At 71.0% G+C, this 24,148-nt stretch carries 25 protein-coding genes; 9 read left to right on the top strand and 16 right to left on the bottom strand.

The window, feature by feature from the left end; genetic code table 11:
- Positions 1–11: 11 nt before the first annotated feature.
- The 4 genes from I0C86_RS06355 to I0C86_RS06340 all read right to left on the bottom strand — a co-directional run bounded on the left by I0C86_RS06355 (position 12) and on the right by I0C86_RS06340 (position 4,121).
- Positions 12–722 carry a demethylmenaquinone methyltransferase gene (locus I0C86_RS06355; protein ID WP_196200259.1) on the bottom strand — a complete coding sequence of 237 codons (711 nt, stop codon included), beginning with the start codon at positions 720–722 and terminating at the stop codon, positions 12–14.
- Positions 723–1,174: 452 nt separating this feature from the next.
- Positions 1,175–2,365: a cyclic dehypoxanthinyl futalosine synthase gene (gene mqnC / locus I0C86_RS06350; protein WP_196200258.1), complete on the bottom strand. Its 1,191-nt coding sequence runs from the start codon at positions 2,363–2,365 to the stop codon at positions 1,175–1,177.
- A gap of 49 nt (positions 2,366–2,414) precedes the next feature.
- Positions 2,415–2,750 (bottom strand): hypothetical protein, encoded by a 336-nt coding sequence (locus I0C86_RS06345; protein WP_196200257.1) that lies wholly within the window; start codon positions 2,748–2,750, stop codon positions 2,415–2,417.
- A 69-nt stretch (positions 2,751–2,819) separates the two neighbouring features.
- A complete protein-coding gene (locus I0C86_RS06340; RefSeq protein WP_196200256.1) occupies positions 2,820–4,121 on the bottom strand; it encodes a phospholipase D-like domain-containing protein in 1,302 nt (433 codons plus the stop codon).
- Positions 4,122–4,544: 423 nt separating this feature from the next.
- Here I0C86_RS06340 and I0C86_RS06335 point away from each other — a divergent pair, with 423 nt between their 5' ends.
- Positions 4,545–5,339, top strand: coding sequence for a GNAT family N-acetyltransferase (locus I0C86_RS06335; protein WP_196200255.1), 795 nt, complete (start codon positions 4,545–4,547; stop codon positions 5,337–5,339).
- Here the strand turns inward: I0C86_RS06335 and I0C86_RS06330 are convergent.
- The 7 genes from I0C86_RS06330 to paaA all read right to left on the bottom strand — a co-directional run bounded on the left by I0C86_RS06330 (position 5,301) and on the right by paaA (position 10,125).
- Positions 5,301–5,831: a PH domain-containing protein gene (locus I0C86_RS06330; RefSeq protein ID WP_196200254.1), complete on the bottom strand. Its 531-nt coding sequence runs from the start codon at positions 5,829–5,831 to the stop codon at positions 5,301–5,303. The genes I0C86_RS06335 and I0C86_RS06330 overlap by 39 nt on opposite strands.
- 124 nt (positions 5,832–5,955) lie before the next feature.
- Entirely contained in the window at positions 5,956–6,231 is a 276-nt protein-coding gene (locus I0C86_RS06325) for a hypothetical protein (RefSeq protein ID WP_196200253.1), read from the bottom strand.
- Between the two features lie 154 nt (positions 6,232–6,385).
- Complete coding sequence (gene paaE / locus I0C86_RS06320) at positions 6,386–7,510, bottom strand: 1,2-phenylacetyl-CoA epoxidase subunit PaaE (RefSeq protein WP_196200252.1); 1,125 nt, start codon at positions 7,508–7,510, stop codon at positions 6,386–6,388.
- Positions 7,507–7,995: a 1,2-phenylacetyl-CoA epoxidase subunit PaaD gene (gene paaD, locus I0C86_RS06315; protein ID WP_323373491.1), complete on the bottom strand. Its 489-nt coding sequence runs from the start codon at positions 7,993–7,995 to the stop codon at positions 7,507–7,509. The genes paaE and paaD overlap by 4 nt, the downstream gene beginning before the upstream one ends.
- Positions 7,992–8,738, bottom strand: coding sequence for a 1,2-phenylacetyl-CoA epoxidase subunit PaaC (paaC, locus tag I0C86_RS06310; protein WP_196200250.1), 747 nt, complete (start codon positions 8,736–8,738; stop codon positions 7,992–7,994). The genes paaD and paaC overlap by 4 nt, the downstream gene beginning before the upstream one ends.
- Entirely contained in the window at positions 8,735–9,049 is a 315-nt protein-coding gene (gene paaB / locus I0C86_RS06305) for a 1,2-phenylacetyl-CoA epoxidase subunit PaaB (RefSeq protein WP_230393656.1), read from the bottom strand. The genes paaC and paaB overlap by 4 nt, the downstream gene beginning before the upstream one ends.
- Positions 9,046–10,125 (bottom strand): 1,2-phenylacetyl-CoA epoxidase subunit PaaA, encoded by a 1,080-nt coding sequence (gene paaA / locus I0C86_RS06300; RefSeq protein ID WP_196200249.1) that lies wholly within the window; start codon positions 10,123–10,125, stop codon positions 9,046–9,048. Before paaA ends, paaB begins: the two co-directional genes overlap by 4 nt.
- A 395-nt stretch (positions 10,126–10,520) precedes the next feature.
- On the opposite strand from paaA, the gene I0C86_RS06295 reads away from it, so the two are divergent.
- Both I0C86_RS06295 and I0C86_RS06290 read left to right on the top strand, forming a co-directional pair.
- Positions 10,521–11,477, top strand: a complete 957-nt coding sequence (locus I0C86_RS06295; protein ID WP_196200248.1) for a hypothetical protein — start codon at positions 10,521–10,523, stop codon at positions 11,475–11,477.
- Positions 11,477–12,424, top strand: coding sequence for a serine hydrolase (locus tag I0C86_RS06290; protein WP_196200247.1), 948 nt, complete (start codon positions 11,477–11,479; stop codon positions 12,422–12,424). The genes I0C86_RS06295 and I0C86_RS06290 overlap by 1 nt, the downstream gene beginning before the upstream one ends.
- Positions 12,425–12,496: 72 nt before the next feature.
- On the opposite strand, the gene I0C86_RS06285 is transcribed toward I0C86_RS06290, so the two are convergent.
- From I0C86_RS06285 to I0C86_RS06275, 3 genes are read right to left on the bottom strand one after another with little or no spacing between them, the layout of a single operon-like run.
- On the bottom strand, positions 12,497–13,345 hold the full coding sequence (locus I0C86_RS06285; protein WP_230393654.1) for a menaquinone biosynthetic enzyme MqnA/MqnD family protein: 849 nt from the start codon (positions 13,343–13,345) through the stop codon (positions 12,497–12,499).
- Positions 13,342–14,682, bottom strand: coding sequence for an MFS transporter (locus I0C86_RS06280; protein ID WP_196200246.1), 1,341 nt, complete (start codon positions 14,680–14,682; stop codon positions 13,342–13,344). Before I0C86_RS06280 ends, I0C86_RS06285 begins: the two co-directional genes overlap by 4 nt.
- 45 nt (positions 14,683–14,727) lie before the next feature.
- The gene (locus I0C86_RS06275) at positions 14,728–15,333 is read right to left on the bottom strand and encodes an ArsR/SmtB family transcription factor (protein ID WP_230393653.1); all 606 of its coding nucleotides are present in this window, start codon (positions 15,331–15,333) and stop codon (positions 14,728–14,730) included.
- Positions 15,334–15,527: 194 nt separating this feature from the next.
- Here I0C86_RS06275 and I0C86_RS06270 point away from each other — a divergent pair, with 194 nt between their 5' ends.
- From I0C86_RS06270 to I0C86_RS06245, 6 genes are all read left to right on the top strand, one after another.
- Entirely contained in the window at positions 15,528–17,612 is a 2,085-nt protein-coding gene (locus I0C86_RS06270; protein WP_196200245.1) for a HelD family protein, read from the top strand.
- Between the two features lie 302 nt (positions 17,613–17,914).
- Positions 17,915–19,225: a serine hydrolase domain-containing protein gene (locus I0C86_RS06265; RefSeq protein WP_196200244.1), complete on the top strand. Its 1,311-nt coding sequence runs from the start codon at positions 17,915–17,917 to the stop codon at positions 19,223–19,225.
- Positions 19,226–19,421: 196 nt separating this feature from the next.
- Complete coding sequence (locus tag I0C86_RS06260; protein WP_196200243.1) at positions 19,422–20,138, top strand: transporter; 717 nt, start codon at positions 19,422–19,424, stop codon at positions 20,136–20,138.
- Positions 20,135–20,473, top strand: coding sequence for a winged helix-turn-helix domain-containing protein (locus tag I0C86_RS06255; protein WP_196200242.1), 339 nt, complete (start codon positions 20,135–20,137; stop codon positions 20,471–20,473). The genes I0C86_RS06260 and I0C86_RS06255 overlap by 4 nt, the downstream gene beginning before the upstream one ends.
- Positions 20,470–21,432, top strand: coding sequence for an ABC transporter ATP-binding protein (locus I0C86_RS06250; RefSeq protein WP_196200241.1), 963 nt, complete (start codon positions 20,470–20,472; stop codon positions 21,430–21,432). The genes I0C86_RS06255 and I0C86_RS06250 overlap by 4 nt, the downstream gene beginning before the upstream one ends.
- Before the next feature lie 13 nt (positions 21,433–21,445).
- Complete coding sequence (locus I0C86_RS06245; RefSeq protein ID WP_196200240.1) at positions 21,446–22,183, top strand: ABC transporter permease; 738 nt, start codon at positions 21,446–21,448, stop codon at positions 22,181–22,183.
- A 70-nt stretch (positions 22,184–22,253) separates the two neighbouring features.
- Here I0C86_RS06245 and I0C86_RS06240 read toward each other — a convergent pair whose 3' ends face one another.
- Together I0C86_RS06240 and I0C86_RS06235 are read right to left on the bottom strand one after the other, a co-directional pair.
- The gene (locus tag I0C86_RS06240; protein WP_196200270.1) at positions 22,254–23,060 is read right to left on the bottom strand and encodes an ABC transporter ATP-binding protein; all 807 of its coding nucleotides are present in this window, start codon (positions 23,058–23,060) and stop codon (positions 22,254–22,256) included.
- A gap of 46 nt (positions 23,061–23,106) precedes the next feature.
- A partial coding sequence (locus I0C86_RS06235; protein WP_230393652.1) for a FecCD family ABC transporter permease occupies positions 23,107–24,148 on the bottom strand: 1,042 nt, incomplete at its 5' end.

Below are 24,148 nucleotides of genomic sequence, written 5' to 3'. Positions count from 1 at the left end.
CCGGCGAAACTTCAGGATTTGACCGCCCGATGCAGGGCGACGATCCCGCCGGTCAGGTTCCGCCAGGCCACCCGCTCCCAGCCCGCCCGCGCGATCTGCCCGGCCAGGCCGGCCTGGTCCGGCCAGGCCCGGACCGACTCCGCGAGATAGACGTACGCGTCCGGATTGCTGGCCACCGCTCGGGCCACCGTCGGCAGGGACCGCATCAGGTAGGACAGGTAGACGGTCCGGAAGACCGGGTTCGTCGGCGTGCTGAACTCGCAGACCACCAGCCGTCCGCCCGGCCGGGTCACCCGGGCCATCTCCCGGAGCGCCGCCTCGGTGTCGACCACGTTCCGCAGGGCCAGCGAGATGGTGACCGCGTCGAACGACTCGTCGGGGAACGGCAACCGCAGCGCGTCCCCGGCCAGCAGCGGCACCTCCGGCCGGACCCGCCGCCCGGCCCGGAGCATCCCGAGGGAGAGGTCCAGCCCCACCACGTACGCCCCGGAGGTGGCCAGGTCGGCGGTGGAGACGCCGGTTCCGGCGCCCACGTCGAGCACCCGGTCACCCGGGTTCAGGCGCAGGGCCGCCAGGGTGGCCCGACGCCAGCGCCGGTCCTGCCCGAACGAGATCACGGTGTTGGTCAGCTCATAACGGGACGCCACTTCGTCGAACATCGCCGCGACCTCGTGCGGCTGCTTGTCCAGGCTGGCCCGGCGTCCGGACGGGGTACGGGTCACGCCGGACGAGTCTGCCAGCCACCGGGCCGCGGGAGTGCCCCGGGGGCGCCGGCCATGGCGCCGGATACACCACGGGCGAGACGGTTACCCGCCTCGCCCGCCATGCCGTGCGTTATATGAACGGCCCTCATGGACCGATAGAGGACAACACTGCTTCCTCGCATCCTGGCCCACCCGGTCGGAGCCGGGCGCCGCAATCAGGAAGTACGACCGGGACGTTATCGGTTACGAGTGGTAGCGCGCGGTTCCTTGATCCAACTGTTATGACCGATGAACCGGCCCCGACTTCCAAGAATGTCCAGGTTCGAGGGCCTTCGGAACCGCGTACTCGCGGCCGGGTCGGCGGATCGGAGCCAATGACGGACCCTCCGCCCGACCGCCGGTGGACCGAACGGATGACGGTACCGGGACGCCCGAATTCGGCTCGACCAAGGTCAATACTTATGTCAGGTTCAGCGTGCCTCGACGAGCGGCAGGGTCCGGCCGGCGCCGCCACCGGGCAACGCGATCGAGGAGAAGTGCGAGACCACCCGGTCGTCGGTCGGATCGTCCGCCGGGGTGTGGTGCACCGCGAGATGCCGGTAGAGCGTGTCCCGCTGGGCCGGGATCCGGCCGGCGGAACGGATCATCCAGATCAGCTCGTGCAGGTTGGACCGGTGCCGGGCGCCGGCCGAGGAGATGACGTTCTCCTCCAGCATGATCGAACCGAGGTCGTCGACCCCCATGTGCAGGGCGAGCTGGCCGACGTCCTTGCCGGTGGTCAACCAGGATGCCTGAAGGTGCGGAACGGTCTCGAAGAACAGCCGGGCCACCGCGATCAGCCGCAGGTACTCCAGGGTGGTCGCCTGGGTACGCCCCTTCAGGTGGTTGTTCTCCGGCTGGTACGTCCACGGGATGAAGGACCGGAAGCCCTGGGTACGGTCCTGCACGTCCCGGATCATCCGCATGTGCTCGATCCGCTCGGCGTTCGTCTCGCCGGTACCCATCATCATCGTCGCGGTGGACTCGATGCCCTGGCGGTGGGCGAGTTCCATCACCTCCAGCCAGCGGGCACCGGACTCCTTCAGCGGAGCGATGGCCTTACGCGGCCGGTCGGGCAGCATCTCGGCGCCGGCACCGGCGATCGAGTCCAGGCCGGCGGTCCTGATCCGGCTGATCGCCTCGTCGAGCGAGACGCCGGAGACCTTCGCCATGTGCAGGATCTCGCTCGGCCCGATCGAGTGGATCGCGAGCTGCGGGTACGCCTGCTTGACCGAGGAGAACAACTCCTCGTAGTACTCGACGCCGTAGTCGGGGTGGTGGCCGCCCTGCAACATCACCTGGGTCGCACCCAGCTCGACCGCCTCGCCGCAGCGGCGCAGGATCTCCTCGGTCGGGTGGGTCCAGCCCTCCTTGTGCTTCGGCGCCCGGTAGAAGGCGCAGAACTTGCAGGCGGTCACGCAGACGTTCGTGTAGTTGATGTTGCGGTCGATCAGGTACGTGACGATGTTGTCCGGGTACCGCCGCCGGCGTACCGCGTCCGCCGCCTCGCCGAGCGGGTGCAGGGGCGCCTCGGTGTAGAGCAGCAGCGCCTCCTCGGGCGTGATCCGCCCGCCGTCCGCGCCGCGCTGCAGGATGCTGTCGATTTCCCGGCTCAACGTCACAGAACCGAGGGTACGCCGCCCGTGCGGTGACCTGATCTGCCCGTCCGGGTCAGGCGTCGTCGGCCGGGATGGGGTGTACCAGGTCGGCGGGGAGCACCGAGGGAGCCAGGTGCGGTTCGGCGGTGAGGTAGTAGGCGCCGTGATCAAGCGCCGCCAGCACACCGAGCCGGGCCCGGGAGGGGGCATCGTCGACCCGGGCGTACGCGTCCAGCAGCGCCACCACCGGCAATCCGGTGTACGCCTCCTCATCGGCGATCATGACCACAAGTTCCCCGACGTGAGCATGGCCACGGGCGAAGGACAGCATCGCCGAGGCGTCCAGGACCGCCCGAGTCTCGATCTCGTCGCCGTAGCTCGTCAGGCGGCGGACTCGTCGGCCGGCCACGTCCCCTCGCGCACCATGTCCCGCCGGCGTTTTCGAATCATACTGCCGGCGGTGACCGCTACCGCAGAGTCAGAGAGTGCAACTGCCGTTGTCGGGGTTGACGCACTTGGCGCGGCTCCACAGCGTCTCGAAGTTGTTGTGGAAGTCGGTCCAGACGGTCGGATGTTCGATCTTCATCAGCGTCTCGTCGTGGTCGGTAAGCGCCGGGTCGGTGACGTTGTGCGAACCGGTGAAGACGACGCTCCGCCCGGTCACCCCGGCGAAGGTCCCCTTGATGATGATGTTCTTCGAGTGCAGCGTGACGACCCGGCCGTCGTAGTTGCTGGCCTCGGCGTCGTAGTACTTCTTCAGCGAGACGTTCGGCTGCCCGTTCAGGGTGGCGTACGCGGTGCTGCCCATCGAGCCGTAGACCACCCGTACCCGGCAGCCCATCCGGCCGATCCGGCGCAGCTCGCTGGCCACCTGCGGGCGGGCGTCGGTGAACTGGGCCTGCGCCACGTCCACGGAACAGCCGCTGGCGTACGCGTCCACCTCCGCCAGCCGGTTCGCCAGGGTGTCGCTGTCCGCCCGGGGCGAGTGGTAGACGGTGACGGCCGTGGTCGGCGACTTGTAGTAGCCGTTGGTGGAGTTGAAGTAGTCGTTGTTCTTGCGCTGCGCCCGCATGTCGTTGAAGTACGCCGTGAAGTGGTCGTACAGCTCGTAGTCCTCGTGCACCACCACTGCGCTGTTGAACAGGTTGTTCTGGCTGAAGGTCAGGTTCTGCGAGCTGACGAAGACCACCCGCTTCATCGTGCCGCTGGTGGAGAAGGTGAAGACCTTGTTGTGGTTGATCGAGTTGCTCTTGTTGCCGATGCAGGCCGTCGAGCCGGACACCGTCGACGAGGTCTTGCCGCAGATCACCAGGTCGTCGAGGTTGGCCGAGTTCAGCACGGCCATCGCGGCGTTGTCCGCGCCGGTGTTCACCCCGCCGCCGGTCTCGTCCAGGACCACCCGGACGATCACGCCCCGGGCCTGCGCCCGCTTGAGCGCCTCGGCCACCACGGGGGAACTCCAGCTGTACATGAGGCCCCGGATGTAGCCGCCGGCCGGTACGCCGTCGGCGAGCCGGACCAGCTCGTCCTCGATGGTCCGGTCCCGGGTGCCGTCGTCGGCCGGGATGTTGAACCGGGTGTACGCCGAGAACGGATCGGCCGCCACGACCGCGCCGTCAGCGGCGTCGACCGGTGCCGACGGGCCGGCCGGTGCGGCTGACACCGATGGGCCGGCCGCCATGGCGGGCGGAACGGGCAGCGCCGCCGCCAGCAGTCCGAGCGCCGCGCAGGACGCCATCCCGACCCGGACCTGGACACGACGCGTACGGAGCATCCTCATGGCTACCTTGTTAGTACAGATCCTTCACCGAGGCAACGATTGACGTAGATATTTTTCATCAATCGACACCCGGTCGAGCACCTCACCGTCGGACAAAGCCGAAGCCATCGGCCTCTACCTCTCCGACGCCGCCCACGAGGTAACGGCCACGGATCTCGAGTTCGTACCGCCTCCTGAGCTGCGCGATGTTCACATCGTCTCGGGGGCGAGGCGTATGCCGTCCGGGTGATATGCCACGGAGGCATTTTTATGACTCTCCGGCATATCCGCACGCGCCTGATGGCCGCATAGCCGCATCGGAAGCACCCCGGACAGCGAGAAGGGCCTCTCCGGTCACACGGGCGACGGCCCGCCCCCGTTGAGGACGTCCAGTCGGGGTGAATTCGGTCGAGGCGATCGGTCGGGCCCGGCTACGGTGCACCGATGCCCGTACGCCCGCATCCCGAAGACGCCGCCGACTCGCTGCTGGACGCCGACGACGGCACCGCGCTCGCCCGGTTGCGCAGGTACGACGACGACGGCCAATCCGTCGCCGCCGACGTACGGCCGCTGCCCGGGGCCGCCCTGACCGCCGTTGCCGCGCAGGCCCGACGAGATCTCGCCGGGGTGCGCCTGGAGACGCCGGACGAGGGGCTGGCCGGTGCCCTGGTGGCGGGCGGGCTCGTACTCCGCCGGGCCGCCACGGAGCTGCGGCACGGCCTGACCGAACTGCCGGCTCCGCCGGTACTGCCCGCCGGCTGGACGCTGGCCGCACCGGGCTGGGACGACGACCTCGCGCGGGCGTGCGACGCGGCGTACGGGCCGGACCATCCGGACGGGCGGTGGCAGTCCGGCGACACCCGGCAGATCCGGGCGATGTTCGACGCCGACGATCCGGTCCCGCCCCTGCGGTCCGCCTCGGCCCGGGTGGTGGGCCCGGACGGGCGCAGCGCCGGACACGTGCTGTGCGCCGGCCCGGTGCCGTGGACCGACGACGTCTGCGGCTGGATCCTCAACATCGCGGTGGCGCCGCACGCCCAGGGCATCGGGCTCGGCCGGGCCCTGCTGACGCACGCCCTGCGCGGCACCCGCGAGGCCGAACTGCCGACCCTCGGACTGTCGGTGGTGGACGGCAACCCGGCCCGCCGGATGTACGACAACGCCGGTTTCCGGACGCACACCCGGGTGCTCTCGGTGCTGCTACCCGCCGACCCGGGAGCGGTCACGGCCGGCGAGTAGGGCCTCGTGGACCTCGTGGATCGCCGGTGCGGCGGTGTCCGGGGGACGGGACAGCACGGTGGTCAGCCGCCGCTCGGAGAACCACGTGCCGAAGAACGGCCCGACGGTGCGGAAGACGACGTACCTCTGCCGGTCGGCGTACACCCGCACCTGCCCGTTGCGTACGCCCATCAGCAGGTCGACGTGGGCGATCTGGGACCAGCCCAGGTGACGGCGCCGGATGATCCCGGTCCAGGTGATCCCGGTGTCGTCGACGCGGAGACGGCGTCGGGACGCTCGCCAGCAGAGCACGGCCAGGGTCGAGAACAGCGCGGCGAAGCCCGCCGTCAATGCCGCGTCCTCCAGGGTGAACTCGGGCGCCCAGATCGACGCCGACCGAGAGTCGCGCCAGGTCCGGATTCCGGAGACCACGGCGGCGCCGCCCAGCAGGGTCAGCACGGCGGCGGTCAGCTGATAACCGAGCTCCAGGGAACGGCTGCGGAAGGTCAACACGATTCGGTGAGCCTAGATCCACCGTGGACTCCGCTGTCGGACGGACGGGTCGGCGGCCGTCGTGAACCACGGCATCGCCAGCTTGCGCCGACCCGTCCCGCCCGACGACGCCGTCAGGGACGGGTCAGTTGTACATGTACAGGTAGTAGTAGCCCTGCGGCTCGCCGCTCCGCCACTCGTACTGGCAGTTGTAGTAGCGCCACGCTCCACCCGCGACGAGGCTGTCGCCGAAGTAACGGCACGCTTCGTAGGTGTAGTAGGCGCCGAACTGGTAGTTGTTGGGACCGGCGAGCGCTGCCGGGCGGGCGACCGGCGCCGCGGCCTGTGCCGGGGCACCGAGGCCGACCAGCAGTGCACCGCTGGCGCTGGCGAGCGCCACGATCGTCCGGACTCTACGCATGGGACCTCCACGGGATGAGCGTGCTTCCACTGTGGCCCAAGATAGTCAAACTTCGATCTAGAGTCCGTGCCGCCCCGAAGCTTGTCGCTATCCGCGCAAGCCCGCCAATCCGTCGATCATGATCTATGTCAACCTTCGTCGAACCGAACGCGCCTCAACCGTCGTAGTCCACCACCACAGTGTCGGTAACCGGGCTGGACTGGCAGGTCAGGACGTATCCGGCGGCGACCTCGTCCGGCTCCAGGGCGTAGTTGCGGGCCATCGTCACCTCGCCCGAGACGACCCGGGCCCGGCAGGTGGAACAGACCCCGCCCTTGCAGGCGTACGGCAGCTCGCTACGCACCTTCAGCGCGGCGTCCAGCACCCGTTCGTCCCGGCCCATCCGGAAACTCGACATCCGGCCGTCGAGTTGGATCGTCACCTCGCTGCCGGCCGCCGACGCGTCCGGCCGGACCGGCGGCGCGGGCGGGGCGTCCACATGGAACAGTTCGGCGTGTACGGCCTCCGCCGGCACACCCCGGGCGGTCAGCGTCGCCCGCGCGTCGAGCACCAGGCCGTACGGGCCGCAGAGGAACCACTCGTCGACCTGCTCGACGGGCACGATGGTGTCGAACAGCCGGCCGAGCCGCTCGGCGTCGATCCGGCCGGAGAGCAGTGGCGACTCGCCGGGCTCCCGGGACAGCACGTGCACCAGGTGCAGCCGTTCCCGGTACCGGTCCTTCAGGTCGGCCAGTTCCTCCACGAACATCACCGTCCGGGCGTACCGATTGCCGTACACCAGGGTCACGGTGCTGGCCGGTTCGACGGCGAGCGCGGTCGCGACCAGCGACAGCACCGGGGTGATGCCCGATCCCGCGACGACGGCGGCGTAGTGCCGGACCCGGTCCGGCGCGAACGCCGTGCTGAACTGTCCCAGCGGCGGCAGGACGTCCACGGTGTCGCCGGCCCGCAGCGCGCCGACCGCGAAGCTGGAGAACGCGCCCCCGGGCACCTCCCGTACCCCGATCCGCAGCAGCCCGGTTTCGGCCAGCTCCGCCGGGGTCGAGCAGATCGAGTACGACCGCCGCACCTCGATCGGCTCGGTCTCCGGTACGCCGCTGTCGGTGAACCGGCGGACGGTGAGGTGCTGTCCGGCCCGGAACGCGAAGGCGGCCCGCAGTTCGGCCGGCACCTCGAAGGTGACCGCGACCGCGTCGTCGGTCAGCCGGTCGACCGCCCGGACCGACAGCGGGTGGAAGACCGGGCGGCGCCTGACCGGCCGGTTGATCGTCACGTTCAAAACGCCCTCAGGTGGTCGAAGGGTTCACGGCAGGCCCGGCATCGCCACAGCGACTTGCAGGCGGTCGAGCCGAACCGGCTGACCTGTTCGGTGTCGGCGGCGCCGCAGAGTGGGCAGCGGACGCTCAGGGTCAGCGGCACCGGCCCGGTCGTCCCGGCCGGTCCCGGTGGGGCGATGCCGGCGGCGGCGAGTTTGGCCCGACCGGTTTCGGAGATCCAGTCGGTGCTCCAGGCCGGGGCGTACACGGTGACGACCTCGGCCCCGGGATGTCCGGCGGCGGCCAGCGCGGCCCGGATGTCGTCCCGGATCACGTCCATCGCCGGGCAGCCGGTGTAGGTCGGGGTGATGGTGACCGTGACCCGGCCACTGTCCCGGTCCGTCGCCACCTCCCGCAGCACGCCGAGGTCCTCGATCGTCAGCACCCGCAGTTCCGGGTCGACCACCGATGCGGCGGCCCGCCAGGTCGGATCGGTGCGCGTGGTCACCAACGGGCTCCCGGATGGGCCCGGTGCAGCACCTGCATCTCGGCGAGCAGGTAGGACAGGTGCTCGGTGTGCAGGCCGCTCCGGCCGCCGGACGGGGCCCAGCCGTCGGCCGGGCGATCCAGCGTCGCCGTCGCCAACACCGGCTCCACGGCGGCCAGGAAGGCGTCGCGGAGCCCGGCCGGGTCGACCGGTGCGGCCGGATCGGGCGTGAACAGCTCGTGGGTGTACGGCCAGATCTCGTCCACGGCCGCCTGCATCCGCCGGTGTGACTCCTCGGTGCCGTCGCCGAGGCGTACCGTCCACAGGCTGGCGTGGTCGAGGTGGTAGGCGACCTCCTTGCGGGCCTTGCCGGCGATCGCGGCGAGCCGCTCGTCGGTGCACCCGGTCAGCGCGGTGTAGAGCGGCAACTGGTACGCCGACACGAAGAGCAGCTTGGCCATGGTCACCGCGAAGTCACCGTTCGGCAGCTCGACCAGCAGAGCGTTGCGGAACTCCCGGTCGTCGCGCAGGTACGCGAGCGCGTCCTCGTCCCGGCCCGCTCCCTCCAGCTCCCCGGCGTACGTCAGCAGCAGCCGGGCGGCGCCGAGCTGGTCCAGGGCGATGTTGGCCAGCGCGACGTCCTCCTCCAGTTCCGGTGCGGCGGCCACCCACTCGCCGAGGCGCTGCGCGGCGACCAGTGCGTCGTCGGCGAGCCCGAGCAGGTGGTCCAGCCGGGTCTGGGTGGGTACGTCGGTGGGGTTCACAGGTGTGCCGCCCCGTCCGGTACCTCGTAGAACGTCGGATGCCGGTAGACCTTGTCCGCGGCCGGCTCGAAGAAGGCGTCCTTCTCGTCCGGGCTGGAGGCGGTGATCGTCTGTGCCGGGACGACCCAGATCGACACGCCCTCCTGCCTGCGCGTGTAGACGTCCCGGGCGTTGTGGAGCGCCAACTCGGCGTCGGGTGCGTGCAGGCTGCCGACGTGGTTGTGCGACAGCCCGCGCCTCGGCCGGACGAAGACCTCCCAGAGCGGCCAGCCGTTCCGGTTCCCGTTCATGGCGCCACCGTCCTCGCTCATGCCGCCACCGCCGGTCGGTCTTCCCGCTGCCGCTTGGCCGTGTACGCGGCGGCCGCCTCCCGGACCCAGCTTCCGTCGGCGTGTGCCCGGCGGCGATGGTCGATCCGCTGCCGGTTGCACGGCCCGTCGCCGGAGATCACCCGCATCAACTCGGCGTAGTCCGGCTGGGTGTAGTCGTACGCCTGCCGCTGCTCGTTCCAGCGCAGGTCGGGGTCGGGCAGTCGGAGATCGAGTACGCCGGCCTGCTGGACGCACATGTCGACGAACCGCTGCCGCAGGTCGTCGTTGGAGAACCGCTTGATCTTCCAGGCCATGGACTGCTGGGAGTGCGTGGAGTCGGTGTCCGGTGGGCCGAACATCGCCAGCGACGGGTACCACCAGCGGTCCACGGCGTCCTGGGCCATCGCCCGCTGGGCAGGCGTGCCCGAGGCGAGCCGGTGCAGGATCTCGTAGCCCTGCCGCTGGTGGAAGGACTCCTCCTTGCAGACCCGGATCATCGCGCGGGCGTACGGCCCGTAGGAGCAGCGGCACAGCGGCACCTGGTTGACGATCGCCGCGCCGTCCACCAGCCAGCCGATGGCGCCGACGTCGGCCCAGCCGAGGGTCGGGTAGTTGAAGATCGAGCTGTACTTCTGCCGTCCGGTCAGCAGCAGTTCGACCAGTTCGTCCCGGGTCACCCCGAGGGTTTCCGCGGCGGCGTACAGGTAGAGCCCGTGGCCGGCCTCGTCCTGGACCTTGGCGAGCAGGATCGCCTTGCGTCCCAGCGAGGGGGCGCGGCTGATCCAGTTCCCCTCCGGCTGCATCCCGATGATCTCGGAGTGGGCGTGCTGGGCGATCTGCCGGATCAGGGTCTTCCGGTAGGCGTCCGGCATCCAGTCCCGTGGCTCGATCTTCTGGTCGGCCTCGATCAGGGCGGTGAAGTAGTGCTGCGGGTCGGTGTCGGCGGCCGGGCCGTCCGCGACGCCGGGACGACCACGGTCGGCGGCGGCCCGCAGCGCCACCTCCGCCGCCTCGACCTGTTCGAGCAGGCCGTCGGCGGGTCCGTCATCCGGGCCGGGAAAGTCATGTCCGTACACGGACCAAGTGTTACAGCTCAACTAGCCGGTAACCAAGATGTGTAATAGAAATGCGGCCCAGAGCCCGAAGCCGACCGCTCGGCGCGGCGGGACCAAATGTCCGCACTGATGGGTGAATGACCCTGGTCACACCGGCTCCAATATTCGGGATGTAACGTCTGATATAGGGTTATATCCGGTCGCAGATACCGAATGCCACGGCTGCGCCATCTGGCGGATCGGGCTCGGGGACGTAAACTTTCCCCGTTCCGTCCCGCCGCCTCCCCCGGCAGGACGGGCGCGGACACCCCGCCGGTGTGGGGCTGGCGGCGACCGCGCTGACGACCAACCGCAAGACGCACAGTGCCCTGTACCCACAGCGGCCCCCCGGCCCTCACTCTTGGAGCCCCGTCTTCATGCGTTCCCGCGTGCCTCTGGTGCTCGCCATCGCGGCAGTCGTGCTTGGTGGCGTCCTGCTCGTACCCGCCGCGTACGCCCGGTTGAACGACGCCGCCGGTGGCGGCTCACCCTCGGCCACTCCCACGCCGGTCGGGATCAAACCGTCCGCGCCGCCCCCGCCGACCCTGGCCCCCGCGCCGGTGAAGATCAGCGGAGTGGACGGCTTCTTCTCCTGGGCGCTGCTGGACCGGGAGAGCGGCAAGATCTCCGGCGCCAAGAACATGACCTCGACCAACTCGACCGAGTCGATGATCAAGGTCTGGATCGTCTCCGACTACCTGCGCCAGCAGGGCACCAGGAAGCCGTCGGCCGCCTACCTGAAGATGGCCAGCACGTCGATCCGGAACAGCAACGACGACTCCACCAACGCCCTGTACAAGGCCGCCGGCGGGACCAGCTCGCTCAACCGCTTGATCAAGATGTGCAAGCTCAGCGAGACCGCCAAGGTCGTTCCGCCCGGAGAGAATTCCATCTGGTGGAGTTATACCAAAATGTCCCCTCGGGACGCGGTACGGATGGGAGAGTGCGTCAAGGACGGCACCGCGGCCGGACCACAGTGGACGAAATGGGTGCTCACGGAGATGTCCAAGGTGAGTGGTTCGGTCAAGGAGCAGCAGGCGCGGCAGGGCGGCGGCAAGTGGGGAATCATCGACGGCCTGCCCAAGGGTGTGCTTTCGCAGGGTCCGGTCAGTATCAAGAACGGCTGGACGCTGATCAACGCTGACGGGAAGTGGCACGTCAACTGCCTGGCCGTCACCGACGACTGGGTGCTCTCCGTGATGATGCGCTACTCGGGCGGTAAGGGACTCGGCTACGGCGCCAACGTCTGCGCGAACGTGGCCAGCCAACTCGTCGCCCCCCAGCCCGGAGCCGCGCTCAAGGTTCCCAAGCCGCTCAGCACCAAGGCGGCCTGATGGGCTCCGACGAACGGCGGGCGAGGGCAGCGGCCAGGTCCACCCGGTCCACGGCGCTGCGGCTGGCGCTCATCTCCGGCGTACTCCTGGTGCTGGTACTGGTCGGGCTCCGGCTGATGCCGGGCTCGCCGTTCGCCAGCACGGCCGCCGCCAAGTGGGGCGAGTCGTCCGGTACGACGGGACCGTCCGCCACCGGGGGGCCGACGGGAAAGGCGACTCCGACCCCGACCCCGAGCCCCACCCTGCCGGCGTTGCCGGTCGCACCGGCGAAGGTGAAGATCGACAAGGACGGCTGGTGGAACTGGGCGCTGATGGACACCCGGACCGGCAAGATCTCCGGCTCGGCCAACATGGACGAGACCAATCCGACCGCCTCGATGATCAAGGCATGGATCGGAGCGGACTTCCTGCGCCGGGCGGCCGAGAAGGGTGACACCCCGAGCGACACCCGGATGAACCAGGTCTCGATCATGATCCGGGACAGCGACAACACCGCCGCGCAGACCCTCTACGAGGTCAACGGAGGCGCCGCGTCGATCAGGCGGCTGATCAGCATCTGCGACCTGACCGACAGCAGCCCGGCCGCCGACGGCGGCTGGAGCCGTACCGCCCTCTCGGCCCGGGACACCGCCCGGATGGGTGCGTGCATCGCCGACGGACGCGCCGCCGGCCCGAAGTGGACCAAGTACCTGCTCGGCGAGATGCGCGCCGTACGCGGCGTCGGCAACTTCGGCATCCGCAAGGCGTTCCCGACCGCCGAACAGAAGACCATCGCGATCAAGAACGGCTGGGTGGACCGGACCCGGGAGCAGAAGTACACGGTCAACTGCCTCGCCATCGGCGACGGCTGGACGATGGCGGTGGAGACCCGTTACGCGATCGACCTCGGTTACACCTACGGGGCGAAGATCTGCGAGGACGTCGCCCGGCAGCTCCGTACGGACTGACCCGACCGGTAGGCACCGGATCGGGTCGAGGGCCGGAAGGCCAGCCGGCGGAAAGGCGGGAGGCCGCAGAGGTCAGCCGGCGAAGAAGGCCGGGCCGTCAGCCGGCAGCGGCGGAAGGCCGTCCAGCGCGACGGCCCGACGGGCGAACTCCCGCAGACCCTCCACCTGCCGCTCGCCGAGCGAGAAGTCGAGCGCCCGGAAGTACGTCGCCAGGGTGGCGGCGTCGAACGGCTCCCAGCGGGCGGCCGCCTCGGCAGCCTCGTCGAGTTCGGCCAGGCAGAGGTCCCGGGAGCGCAGGAACGCCTCGTGCACGTCCTTGACCAGTCCCGGATGTTCGGCGGCGAAGTCCCGGCGCACCGCCCAGACGGCGAAGACCATCGGCAGGCCCGTCCACTCCCGCCACGCCTGACCGAGGTCGGTGACCGACAGCCCACGGTCCGGCGCCTCGTAGAGGGCCCGGAGTGCCACGTCGCCGATCAGCACCCCGGCTTCGGCCTCGAGCAGCATCGTGGTCAGGTCGGGCGGGCAGGTGAAGTACTCGGGATCCACGCCGTACCGGTCGGCGAGCAGCATCCGGGCAAGCAGCACGCCGGTCCGGGAGGTGGAGCCGAGGGCGACCTTGGCGCCGTCCAGCTCGGCCAGCGGCCGGGTGGAGACCACGTTGACCGACAGCACCGGCCCGTCGCTGCCGACCGCGAGGTCGGGGAGCAGCAGCAGCTCGTCGGCGTGCTTGAGGTATTCCACCAGTGAGATCGGGCCGATGTCGAGATCGCCGCTGACCAGCGCCGCGCTCAGCCGTTCGGGCGAGTCCTTGTGCAGGTCGACGTCGATGAGCGCACCGGAGCGCATCAGGCCCCAGTAGATCGGCAGACAGTTCAGGAACTGGATATGGCCTACTCGGGGTCTCCGTAGCTCGGTCATGATCCGACGGTAACCGTCGACTCGGCCGGCCGCTCCGCTGCCCCGTCGGGAAGTGGCCAATCCCGCATCGTCCGGCCTCGCTGCGACCGCGCGGCCCGCAGCACGACCGGAGTCACCGCCGCGACCACGGCCAGCCCTGCCAGGCCGGCGGCGGCGACCAGCGGGCGGGGCGCGAACCCCGCCAGCAGTACGCCACCGATCACGTAACCGAACATCCCGGCACCCTGGATCGCGGCGCCCTGGACGGCGAAGGCCCGGCCACGCTGCTCCGGCGGCACCCGGTTGACCATCACCAGGTTGCTGAAGACGTTCAGCCCACCGTTGGCGAGGCCCCCGACCAGCCAGAGCGGCACCAACCAGCCGGCGTCCGGCACCGCCGCGCCGAGCCCGACGAGCAGACAGGCCAGGCCGAGCATGACCAGCACCCAGAGCACCAGAGACCCGTCGTCGCGGGCCCGCCGCGCCGTGGGGGCGAGCAGCCAGGCACCGAGCAGCATGCCGGCGGTCCAGGCGCCGCTGACCAGGCCGAAGACGGTCGTCGAGGCGTGCAGGGTCTCGCGGATGTAGAACACCTCGATCACGTTGACCGCGCCGACCCCGGCCACCGTCGCGGCTACCGCGAGCACCATCGTCCAGAGCAGTGGGTCCTGCCGCAACCGCCAGGTCCCGACCCTCGGATCGCGGCCGTCGGTCCCGCCGACCGCCGGCACGGTTCCGGGCGCGCGGCGTCGACCACCCCGTCGGGTACGCAGCAGCAGTCCCGCCCCGATCAACGCGAGATAGCTGACCGCGTCGAGCAGCAGCGGCACCCGGGTGCCGAAGTTGCCGACCAGCAGCCCGGCCAGTGCCGGCGCGGCCAGCATGCCGACCGAGCCGGCGGTCTGGTTGATCGCGCTGGCCCTGGGCAGGTCCACCCGGCGCACCATCTCGGGCAGCAGTGCGGCAAGGGTCGGCTGGGTAACCGCCAGACCGCAGGAGAGCAGCGCGACGAGCAACATGATCACGTCGGTGCGCTCGGCGTAGGCCAGCGCGACACAGAGCGCCGCCTGTCCCATGCCGGACGCGACGAGCAGCCTCCGGCTGTCCACCCGGTCGGCCAACCGCCCGGTCAACGGTGCGAGGAGGACCAGCGGCAGGGCGGCGGCCAGCATCACCCCGGAGACCGCGAGTCCACCCGCGCCGGCGGACTGGAGGGCGAGCGCCAGCGCGGTCGCGGCGAGGAAGTCCCCGCAGCTCGAAGCGGCGCGGGCACCTGCGGCCAGGTAGACGTCCCGCCATCGGGAGGCCGGCGGTTCCCCGGTGGCGGGCGCGAGCTGACCGGAAGATGTGAAGGACATACTTCGAAAGTAATCCTTCACATCTTCGAACGCAATCCCCCGCCGTCAATCCGATGGCAGCGCCGTGTAGTGGACCACCACCGGGCGAGCCCCCTCCGGCGGATCGGACCGGTCACGCCGCCGGTACGGCTTCATCAACTCGTGCACCGCCTCGTTCAACGCGGTCAGCTCCGCTGCGGTGAGCATCAGCACCGGCCCTCTGATCGCGGCGGCCTCGTACCACTCCTTCGGCTCGTCCCGGGACCTCCGCACCCAGTCCCGGATCCGCTGGAGATCACGGGCGGCGAACACCTCGATCAGCGTCGCCTCGGCGTCCCGCGCCTCCGGCGACGCGTCCCGCCCGGCCTCGACCCCCCAGGAGCCGACGGAGCTGCGCCACAACCGCTCACGCGCGTCCCCCCGGCTCGGTGCCTGCTCGACCAGGCCGAACTTCGCCAACTCCCGCAGGTGGTAGCTGACCGCGCTGGGCGACAGTCCGACGATCTCGGCGCACTCCGTGGCGGTCACCGCCGCCCCGGTGGACGTCAGATGCTCCATGATCCCCAGCCGGGCCGGATGCGCCAGCGCCCGCATCACCTGCGGATCGCTGATCATCATCGGACGCTGCTCGACCGGCTGCCCGGTCACATCGCCTCCTCGCTTCGCGGTCATGCGCCCATGATTGCGCCCCCGACCTGAGCCGCGCCAAATGCCTCGCCGTGCGGGCCGCCCACGCGTAATATCGAACGCTCGCGTGCCAACCGCACGCCCTTCCCAGCACCGGGCACTGCCGGTACCGCGCTGACGGAGCGCCGGGCGGCCCAGGTCAACCGAGCCGATAATCGCGCACCGAAAGGTCCCATCGGATGACCCTGCCTGCCGTCGACCCACCCATCGAACACCCCGCCACCGCGCACACCCCCGACGACCTCGACAAGGAACTCGCCGCCGAGCGGGCCCACCTGGACGCCTCCCGGGCCGCCCTGCGACGTATGCGGGAGCACGCCGAAGCACTCTTTCGCACCGGCCAGGACGTCGCCGGGGACGCGTACGCCGCCGAAACCCTCGGCCGTACGCTGTCCCGCCGGGTCGCCGAGCTGGCCGACGACCCGAACACCCCACTCTTCTTCGGGCGGCTCGACTTCGCCGACGCCAGTCACCACATCGGGCGGCGCCACGTCACCGACCCGGCCGGCGAGCCGATGGTGCTGGACTGGCGGGCTCCGCTCTCCCGCTCCTTCTACCGGGCCAGCGTCCGCGATCCGCAGGGGGTGAGCACCCGGCGGCGGTTCGGCTTCGGCGCCGGCCAGCTCACCAGCTTCGAGGACGAACACCTCGACCGGGGCGAGGAGTACGGCACGAAGAGCCGGATCCTCACCGCCGAGATCGAACGGCCCCGGGTCGGGCCGATGCGGGACATCGTCGCCACCATCCAGCCGGAGCAGGACGAACTCGTCCGGGCCGACCTGGCGGACTCGATCTGCGTACAGGGCGCTCCGGGCACCGGCAAGACGGCGGTCGGGCTGCACCGGGCCGCGTACCTGCTCTACCTGCACCGGGAACGGCTGCGCCGGTCCGGGGTACTGGTCGTCGGGCCGAACCGGGCGTTCCTGTCGTACATCTCGGCGGTGCTGCCGGCGCTGGGCGAGGTCGAGGTGACCCAGGCGACCGTGGAGGACCTGGTGACCTCGCCGTACCGGTCGGACGGCACCACCCGGTCCGGCGCCCTGCCGATCCGGGGCACCGATCAGCCGGCGACCGCCGTCGTCAAGCACGACGCGCGGATGGCCGAGGTGCTGCGCCGGGCCCTGGCCGGGCTGATCCACGACCCGGAGGAGCCGATCACGGTCTCCGACGGTTCGTTCCGTTGGCGGGTGAGTACGGAGGCACTGCGCCGGGTGGTCGAGGAGGCCCGCCGGGAAGGGCTGCCGTACGGCACTGGTCGGGAGCGGGTCCGGGCCCGGGTGGTCGGCCTGCTGCAACGCCAGGCCGAGGCACGCCGGGCCGAGTCACCCGGCGAGGTGTGGCTGCGCCGGATGGGCCGGTCGAAGCCGGTCACCGAGTTCCTCGACAGGTGCTGGCCGGCGGTCACCCCGGACGGGCTGGTGCACCGGCTGCTCGCCGACCCGGACGCGCTGGCGGGCGCCGCCGCCGACCTGCTCACCGAGGCCGAGCAGGCGCTGCTGACCTGGCCGAAACCGCCCCGTACGGCGAAGGCGGCGAAATGGAGTGCCGCCGATGCCGTACTGGTCGACGAGGCGGCCGGGTTGATCGAGCGGTTGCCCAGCTTCGGGCACGTGGTGGTGGACGAGGCGCAGGACCTCTCCGCGATGCAGTGCCGGGCCATCGCCCGCCGCAGCGAGCACGGCTCGATCACCCTGCTCGGTGACCTCGCCCAGGGCACCGCGCCGTGGGCCGCCACCAACTGGCGGGAGTCCCTGCGGCACCTCGGCAAGCCGGACGCCTCGGTGGTGCCGCTGACCATCGGTTTCCGGGTGCCGGCCGCGGTGGTCGCGTTCGCGAACCGGCTGCTGCCGGCGCTGGCCGTGGACGTACCGCCGGCCGAGTCGCTGCGCCGTGACGGCGCGCTCGACATCCGTACCGTGACCGATCTGCCGGCCGCGACGGTGACCGAGGTACGGGCGGCGCTCGCCCACGACGGCTCGATCGCGGTGATCGCCGCCGACGCCGAGATCGACGGGCTGCGCGCGGCACTGACCGGCGCCGGGATCGCGGCCGCGGCCGCCGACGACGTCGAGACCGCCGCGCGGGTCACGGTCGTCCCGGCCTCCCTGGTCAAGGGCCTGGAGTACGACCACGTGATCGTGGTGGAACCGGCCCGGATCGTGGCTGCCGAACCGCGCGGCCTGCACCGGCTCTACGTGGTGCTCACCCGGGCCGTCTCCCGGCTCGCCGTGCTGCACACCGAGCCGCTGCCCGCGCCGCTCTGAGCCGCCACCACGTCGTCGGCGCGGGTCCACCACCAGCCACCGCGTCAGCGCCGCCGGCGGCCATCGAACGGATCCGGATGGCACCGCGCCGTACCCGTAAATCGAACGTCCCCGCAGCGGTCGCGCGTGTGACCTGCGGCGGGACGTCTCGGCTCCGTCAGGAGGTGGAACCGGAGGACGGACCGGACCTGGACGAGTCATCCGCACCGGGGAGCTGCGATTCATCACCGATGTGGACGATCTTGCCACCTCGGCCGGGACATGATGCGAGGAAAGCAGCAACTGTCCACCCGGGAGGAATCGTGCATCCACTCCGTCCGTACCAGTCACGCCGGGACTTTCTGCGTACCGCCCTGGGGTCGACCGTGGCGGTGGCGGCGCTCGGCGCCGCCGCGACCCCGGCGATGGCCGGCCCGGGCGCCGGAACCGGCACCGTGCCGACCGCCTCCGGCGGCGGGCTGCCGGACGAGGCGCTGCGGGCGGGCCTGCGGGCGGTCACCGACGCCGGAATGCCTGGCGTCTTCGCCGAGGTACGCGACGGCCACGCGACCTGGCGGGGAGCCAGCGGGGTCGCCGACCTGGAGACCGGACGACCGATCAGACCGGACTTCCAGCACCGGGTCGGCAGCATCAACAAGACCTTCGTGGCGACGGCGCTGCTGCAACTCGTCGCCGAGCGCCGGCTGTCGCTGGACGCGCCGGTCCGCCGCTACCTGCCTCAACTCGTGCCGGCCGGGGTGACCGTCCGGATGCTGCTGAACCAGACCGGCGGACTCAACGACTACGACCACGTCCTGTTCGCGACGCCGGAGGACATCGAGAAGTACCAGCACACCACGATCAAGCCGATGGAACTGGCCCGGATCGGACTGGCGGAGCCGCCGGTCGGCGCGCCGGGCGAGCGGCACTACTACGCGAACACGAACTACATCCTGGCCGGGCTGCTCCTGGAACGGATCACCGGGCGGCCGGCCGCCGTGGAACTCACCCGTCGCATCCTGCGCCCGCTCGGCCTGCACCGGAGCTACTTTCCGGGTACGGCGACCCGGATCGAAGGGCCGCACTCGGCGGGCTACCTGCCCTGGATCGACGCCACCCTGCGAGACTTCAGCGTCTACAACATGTCCTGGTCCTGGATGGCCGGGGAACTGGTCTCCACCACTGCCGACCTGAACCGGTTCTTCCGGGCGCTGCTCGGCGGGCGACTGCTGCGGCCGGCCGAACTGGCCGAGATGCGGCGGACCGTACCTGGCGATCCCGACAACCCGGACGGCGGCCGGTACGGGCTGGGCCTGATCAGCGCGCCGCTGCCCGGCGTCCCCGCCTGGGGGCACGACGGCGTGGTCTTCGGGTCCGAAACCATGTCCCTGCACTCGGCGGACGGCCGCCGCCAGGTGACCGTGGCGCTGAACGCCAGCCACTACTCGGCTCCGGGCTACCCCAATCCGATCGGCGCGGCGCTGTTCGACTTCCTGATCACCGCGCTGGGCGGAACGGCACCGGCCCCGACGGCGGCGGACCGGGCTCTGGGCAGCCGCGCGGGCCACGAGCGGTTCACTCCCGCTCCGGGTGCGGCGGCGCTCGCCTCGTCCGGGCACCGACTGGTGCCGTAGCCCTCTGCCGGGCTTTCGCAACCTCGGCGTCAGCGGGGCCGACCCGATTGATCAGCAGGTACACGACGTCAGCGGGCAGGGGTGCGTCCTGGGCCGAGCGGGCAGTCGGACAAGGACTGCCCGCTCGGCTCCAAGCAAGCCAGGTACTCGAAGTACTTGACTTGCCCACCCGACTTTAAGCTGTAAAGTGGTTTACGTGACCGGGAACTTTGACCACGAACCTGCCGACGACCATGACGAACTGCCGCCGGCCGATCCGGCCGCCGCGCTCCGACTGATCGCGGAGCAGCAGGCCGAGGCGGCCCGCCAACTCAGCCCCAACCTGCTCTGGTACTACTGGCCGTGGGGCCTGGCCTGGCTGATCGGCTTCGGCCTGCTCTTCCTGCACCTGGGGCCGAACGGCCGGGTGTTCGTCGACATGCCCCTCTGGCTGCCGCTGACCACGCTCTTCACCCTGTTGATCGGCGCGGGCATCATCTCCGGCATCACCGGCGCCCGGACGTACGGGCAGATCACCGGCGACTCCAGGCGACGCGGCAAGTGGTACGGCCTGGCCTGGGGGCTGGGCTTCTCCGGTGTCATGGCGGTCCTCGGCCCGGTCTCCGAGCACCTGCCGGAGGACCTCGCCGGGCTGCTCTGGGCCGGCGTCTCGGTGGGACTCACCGGCGCCCTGCACATGGCCGGCGGCGCGATCTGGCTCGACCGCAGCCTGTTCCGGCTGGGCGTCTGGATCAGCGTGATCAACATCGTCGGGGTGATCGCCGGGCCGGGCTGGCACGCGCTGGTGATCTCGCTCGCCGGTGGCGGCGGGATGCTGGTGGCCGGCGTCGTCTTCCTGCTCCGCGACCGCGCCCGGGGCGCCACGCTCGCCCGGAGCACCCGGAGCACCCGAAGCACCCGGAGCAACCGGTGAGCGGGGCCCCCGAACTCGACCCGGTGATCCACGCCCAGGCCCGGTTGCGGGTCGTGGCCACCCTCGCCACGCTCCGTGGCGGCGACCGGATCAACTTCCCCCGTCTCCAGGACATCCTGCAGATGACGGCCGGCAATCTCTCGGTGCACCTTCGCAAGCTCGAAGAGGCCGGATACGTCGAGATCGTCAAGACCCACCAGGGCCGCACCCCGACCACCCTGGTCGCACTCACCCGACGCGGCCGGTTCGCCTTCGAGGAATACACCCTGGCGGTCCGCGCCCTGCTCGACGCCCCCCAGACGCTCGACCCCGCACAGCCGGAGGAAACCCCATGATCCTCGCCCGAGCCGTCCAGGCCACCCGCCGGTACGGCGACGTCACCGCCCTCGACCGGGTCGATCTCGACCTGCACGCCGGTGAACTCGTCGGCCTGCTCGGGCCCAACGGAGCCGGCAAGAGCACCCTGTTGAGTCTGCTGGTCGGGCTGCGCCGGACCAGCTCCGGCCGGGTCGAACTGCTGGGCGGCGACCCCCGTGACCCGGCGGCCCGGCGACGGATCGGAATGACGCCGCAGGAGACCGGCCTACCGCCCACGCTGCGGGTCGGCGAGGTGGTCGACTTCGTGTCCGCGCACTACGCCGACCCGGTGCCCCGGGCGGAACTGCTCGGCCGGTTCGGCATCGACGACCTCGCCCGGCGACAGACCGGCGGGCTGTCCGGCGGGCAGAAGCGCCGGCTGGCCGTCGCGCTGGCGTTCGTCGGCCGACCCCGCCTCGTCTTCCTCGACGAGCCGACCACCGGGCTTGACGTGACCGCCCGCCGGGAGTTGTGGGACGGCATCCGCCAGTTCCACGCCGACGGCGGCACCGTCCTGCTCAGCAGCCACTACCTGGAGGAGATCGAGGCACTCGCCCATCGGGTGGTGGTCCTCGGTCGCGGCCGGGTGCTCGCCGACGACAGCGTCACCGCCGTCCGGGACCTGGTCGGCGTACGCCGGGTCAGCCTGGTCGCCCCGGAACTGCCATCGCTGCCGGGCGTACGCGGCGTCGAGCGGATCGACGGCGTCACCCACCTGCTGACCACCGACGCGGACCAACTCGTCCGCGACCTGGTGGGCAGTGGGGTCGCGTTCTCCGAGCTGGAGATCAGGCCCACCTCCCTGGAGGACGCCTTCCTGGCCATCACCGACGGCGCCGGTCCCGAGGCCACGGGAACGCCCGTCACCGTGGGTTCCGACGCACCGTCCGACGCGGTCGGGTCCGACACCCGCCCCGCCCAACCCGCTGACGTCTGAAGGAGATCCGGTCGTGCGACTGTCCCTCGTACATGCCAGATATCAATTGCTGGAAACGTTCCGGATCCCGATCGCACTGGTCGGCAGCGCCTTCTTCCCGGCCGCGTCGATGCTGTTCTTCGTCGTGCCGTTCAGCGGGAACGACCGGACCGTGGCCACCTACGCCACCGCCGCGATGGTCACCTTCGCGGTGATGAGCACCAACATCTTCCAGTACGGGATCGGGGTGGCCGAGGATCGGGCGCAACCCTGGGATCCGTACCTGCGGACGCTGCCGGCCGGAGCCGCGCCCCGGTTCGCCGGGCGGATCCTCGCCGGCCTGGCGATGACCATGTTGTCGCTGATCCCGGTGGTGGTAATCGCCGCGGTGGCGACCGAGGCCAGGATCAGTGGTCCGGCGTTCCTGGCCGCGTTCGGCACGATCATCATCATCGCCGTGCCGTTCACCCTGATGGGGCTCGCCATCGGGTACTCCCTGCCGAGCAAGGCCGCGATCGTGGTCGCCCAGATCGTCTTCTTCCCGCTGGCCTTCGGTGGCGGTCTGCTCTTTCCGCCCGACCAGTCGCCCGGGTTCATCGAGGAGATCGCCCCCTTCCTGCCGACCCGGGGCGCGGTGGAGCTGATGTGGGCGGCGGTCGGCGACTTCCCGGTCAACCCGCTCTCGCTGATCATGCTCGGCGTCTGGATCGTGGTGCTGGCCGCGATCGCCGGCTGGGCGTACCGGCGCGACGAGGGCCGGCGCTTCAGCTGACGTAGCCCAGCCTGAGTTGACCGGGACGTGTTACCGCCGCGTCCCGGCCACACCCGGCCGGCGGGGCCCACTACCGCCGATCGCCGCGGCGGGCCCGGACCGGGACGACGAGGGGACCGTGTTCACCGTCGATCACCCGGACCCGGGCCCGGTAGTGCACGGCGAGCAACTCGTCCGTCAACACCGCGCGGGGCGGCCCGTCGGCGACCACCTCGCCGCCGGCCATCAACACCATCCGGTCGGCGTACTCTCCGGCGACCGAGAGGTCGTGCATGGTCGCCAGCACTGTAAGGCCGTGGTCGGCGCGCAACTGGTCGACGAGTTCCAGCACCTCCTGCTGGTGCCCGATGTCCAGCGCGCTCGTCGGCTCGTCGAGCAGCAACAGCGAGGCGCCCTGGGCGAGCGCCCGAGCCAGGAAGACCCGCTGCCGCTCGCCACCGGAGAGCGTCGACAGGGCCCGCGAGGCGAAACCGGTCAGGTCCAGCCGGTCGAGTACGTCGTACGCGACCGCCAGGTCGGCCGCCGACTCCCGGCCCAGCGGCGGAACGTACGGGGTCCGGCCGAGAAGTACGTAGTCGAGCACCGCCATCCCGGCCGGTACGACCGGGGACTGGGCCACCGTCGCCACGATCCGGGCCCGGTCCCGGCGCCGGAGTCGGGTGATCGGCGTACCGAACAGGGAGATCGCTCCGGCGCTCGCCGGCAGCAGGCCACCCACCGCACGGAGCAGGGTCGACTTGCCGGCGCCGTTGGGCCCGATCACCGTCACCCACTCGCCGACGGCGACCGAGACGTCGACCCCGGTCAGGATGTGTGCCCCGCCGAGGGTGACGCCGAGCCCGGTCACCTCGACCGCGACGTCGGTCCGCCCGGTCATCTCGACGGCCGCGTCGGCCCGCCCGGTCACTCCGACACCCGCCCCGTCACTCCGACACCCGTTTCGTGGTCCGCAGCACCAGCGCGAAGAACGGCCCGCCGAGCAGCGCGGTGACCACCCCGATCGGAATCTCGGACGGTGCCGCCGCCGTACGGGCGGCCAGGTCGGTCAGGGCCAGGAAGGCCCCGCCGAACAGCACCGAGAGGGGCAGCACGGCCCGGTAACTGGACCCGGCCAGCATCCGTACGGTGTGCGGGACGATGATCCCGACGAAGCCGATCAGCCCGGAGACCGACACCGCGGCGGCGGTGCCCAGCGAGGCGGCGGCGAGCAGAAGCAGCCGGGACCGCTGCGGATGCAGCCCGAGGCTGCTGGCCTCGTCGTCGCCGAGCGCCAACACGTCGAGTTCGCGGCGGTGCAGCAGCACCACGACGGCCGTGACCACCGTGTACGGCAGCATCAGCAGGACGTCGTGCCAGCCGGCGGTGGCCAGCCGGCCGAGCATCCACGAGTAGACCTCCTGGATGCTCTCCGCGTCGCGTTGCAGCAGGTAGGTCTGCCCGGCGGCGAGGAACGCGGAGACCGCCACCCCGGCCAGGATCAGGGTGGCCGGGGAGCGGTCCCGGCCACCGGCCGCGCCGAGCAGATACGTCAGCAGCACCGCACCGAGCGCGCCGACGAACGCGGCCAGCGGGATGGTGACCGGAAGTCCGACGGTGACGTCCGCCCCGGTGACCCCGCGCGTCACGATCACGGCGGTCACCGCCAGGCCGGCCCCGGCGGCCACCCCGAGCAGGTGCGGGTCGGCCAGCGGGTTGCGGAAGACGCCCTGGTAGCAGCCGCCGGCCAGGGCCAGCATCGCGCCGACGAGCAGCCCGAGCACCACCCGGGGCAGCCGCAGCTCGGTGATGATCGCCACCTCGCGCTCGTTGAGTCCGCTGTGCAGGTGCACCCCGGGTACGAGATTCAGCAGCTCGATCGCGACGCTGCCCGGCGGCAGGCTCACCGGGCCGAACGCGATCCCGGCGATCGCACTCACCAGTACGGCGGCGAGCCCGGCGACCAGCCAGCGCCGGCGCAGCCCGGCG

This window comes from Plantactinospora alkalitolerans (assembly GCF_015690345.1).
Lineage (GTDB): Bacteria > Actinomycetota > Actinomycetes > Mycobacteriales > Micromonosporaceae > Plantactinospora > Plantactinospora alkalitolerans.
The sequence above is the reverse complement of the archived record's forward strand: the minus strand, read 5'-3'. Positions and strand labels throughout refer to the sequence as shown.

Coding starts and splice junctions, on each gene's coding strand:
- I0C86_RS06340 (WP_196200256.1), bottom strand. CDS start 4,121: ATGAGGATGCTCCGTACGCGTCGTGTCCAGGTCCGGGTCGGGATGGCG.
- I0C86_RS06335 (WP_196200255.1), top strand. CDS start 4,545: ATGCCCGTACGCCCGCATCCCGAAGACGCCGCCGACTCGCTGCTGGAC.
- I0C86_RS06325 (WP_196200253.1), bottom strand. CDS start 6,231: ATGCGTAGAGTCCGGACGATCGTGGCGCTCGCCAGCGCCAGCGGTGCA.
- paaB (WP_230393656.1), bottom strand. CDS start 9,049: ATGAGCGAGGACGGTGGCGCCATGAACGGGAACCGGAACGGCTGGCCG.
- I0C86_RS06295 (WP_196200248.1), top strand. CDS start 10,521: ATGCGTTCCCGCGTGCCTCTGGTGCTCGCCATCGCGGCAGTCGTGCTT.
- I0C86_RS06290 (WP_196200247.1), top strand. CDS start 11,477: ATGGGCTCCGACGAACGGCGGGCGAGGGCAGCGGCCAGGTCCACCCGG.
- I0C86_RS06285 (WP_230393654.1), bottom strand. CDS start 13,345: ATGACCGAGCTACGGAGACCCCGAGTAGGCCATATCCAGTTCCTGAAC.
- I0C86_RS06280 (WP_196200246.1), bottom strand. CDS start 14,682: ATGTCCTTCACATCTTCCGGTCAGCTCGCGCCCGCCACCGGGGAACCG.
- I0C86_RS06275 (WP_230393653.1), bottom strand. CDS start 15,333: ATGACCGCGAAGCGAGGAGGCGATGTGACCGGGCAGCCGGTCGAGCAG.
- I0C86_RS06270 (WP_196200245.1), top strand. CDS start 15,528: ATGACCCTGCCTGCCGTCGACCCACCCATCGAACACCCCGCCACCGCG.
- I0C86_RS06250 (WP_196200241.1), top strand. CDS start 20,470: ATGATCCTCGCCCGAGCCGTCCAGGCCACCCGCCGGTACGGCGACGTC.
- I0C86_RS06240 (WP_196200270.1), bottom strand. CDS start 23,060: ATGACCGGGCGGACCGACGTCGCGGTCGAGGTGACCGGGCTCGGCGTC.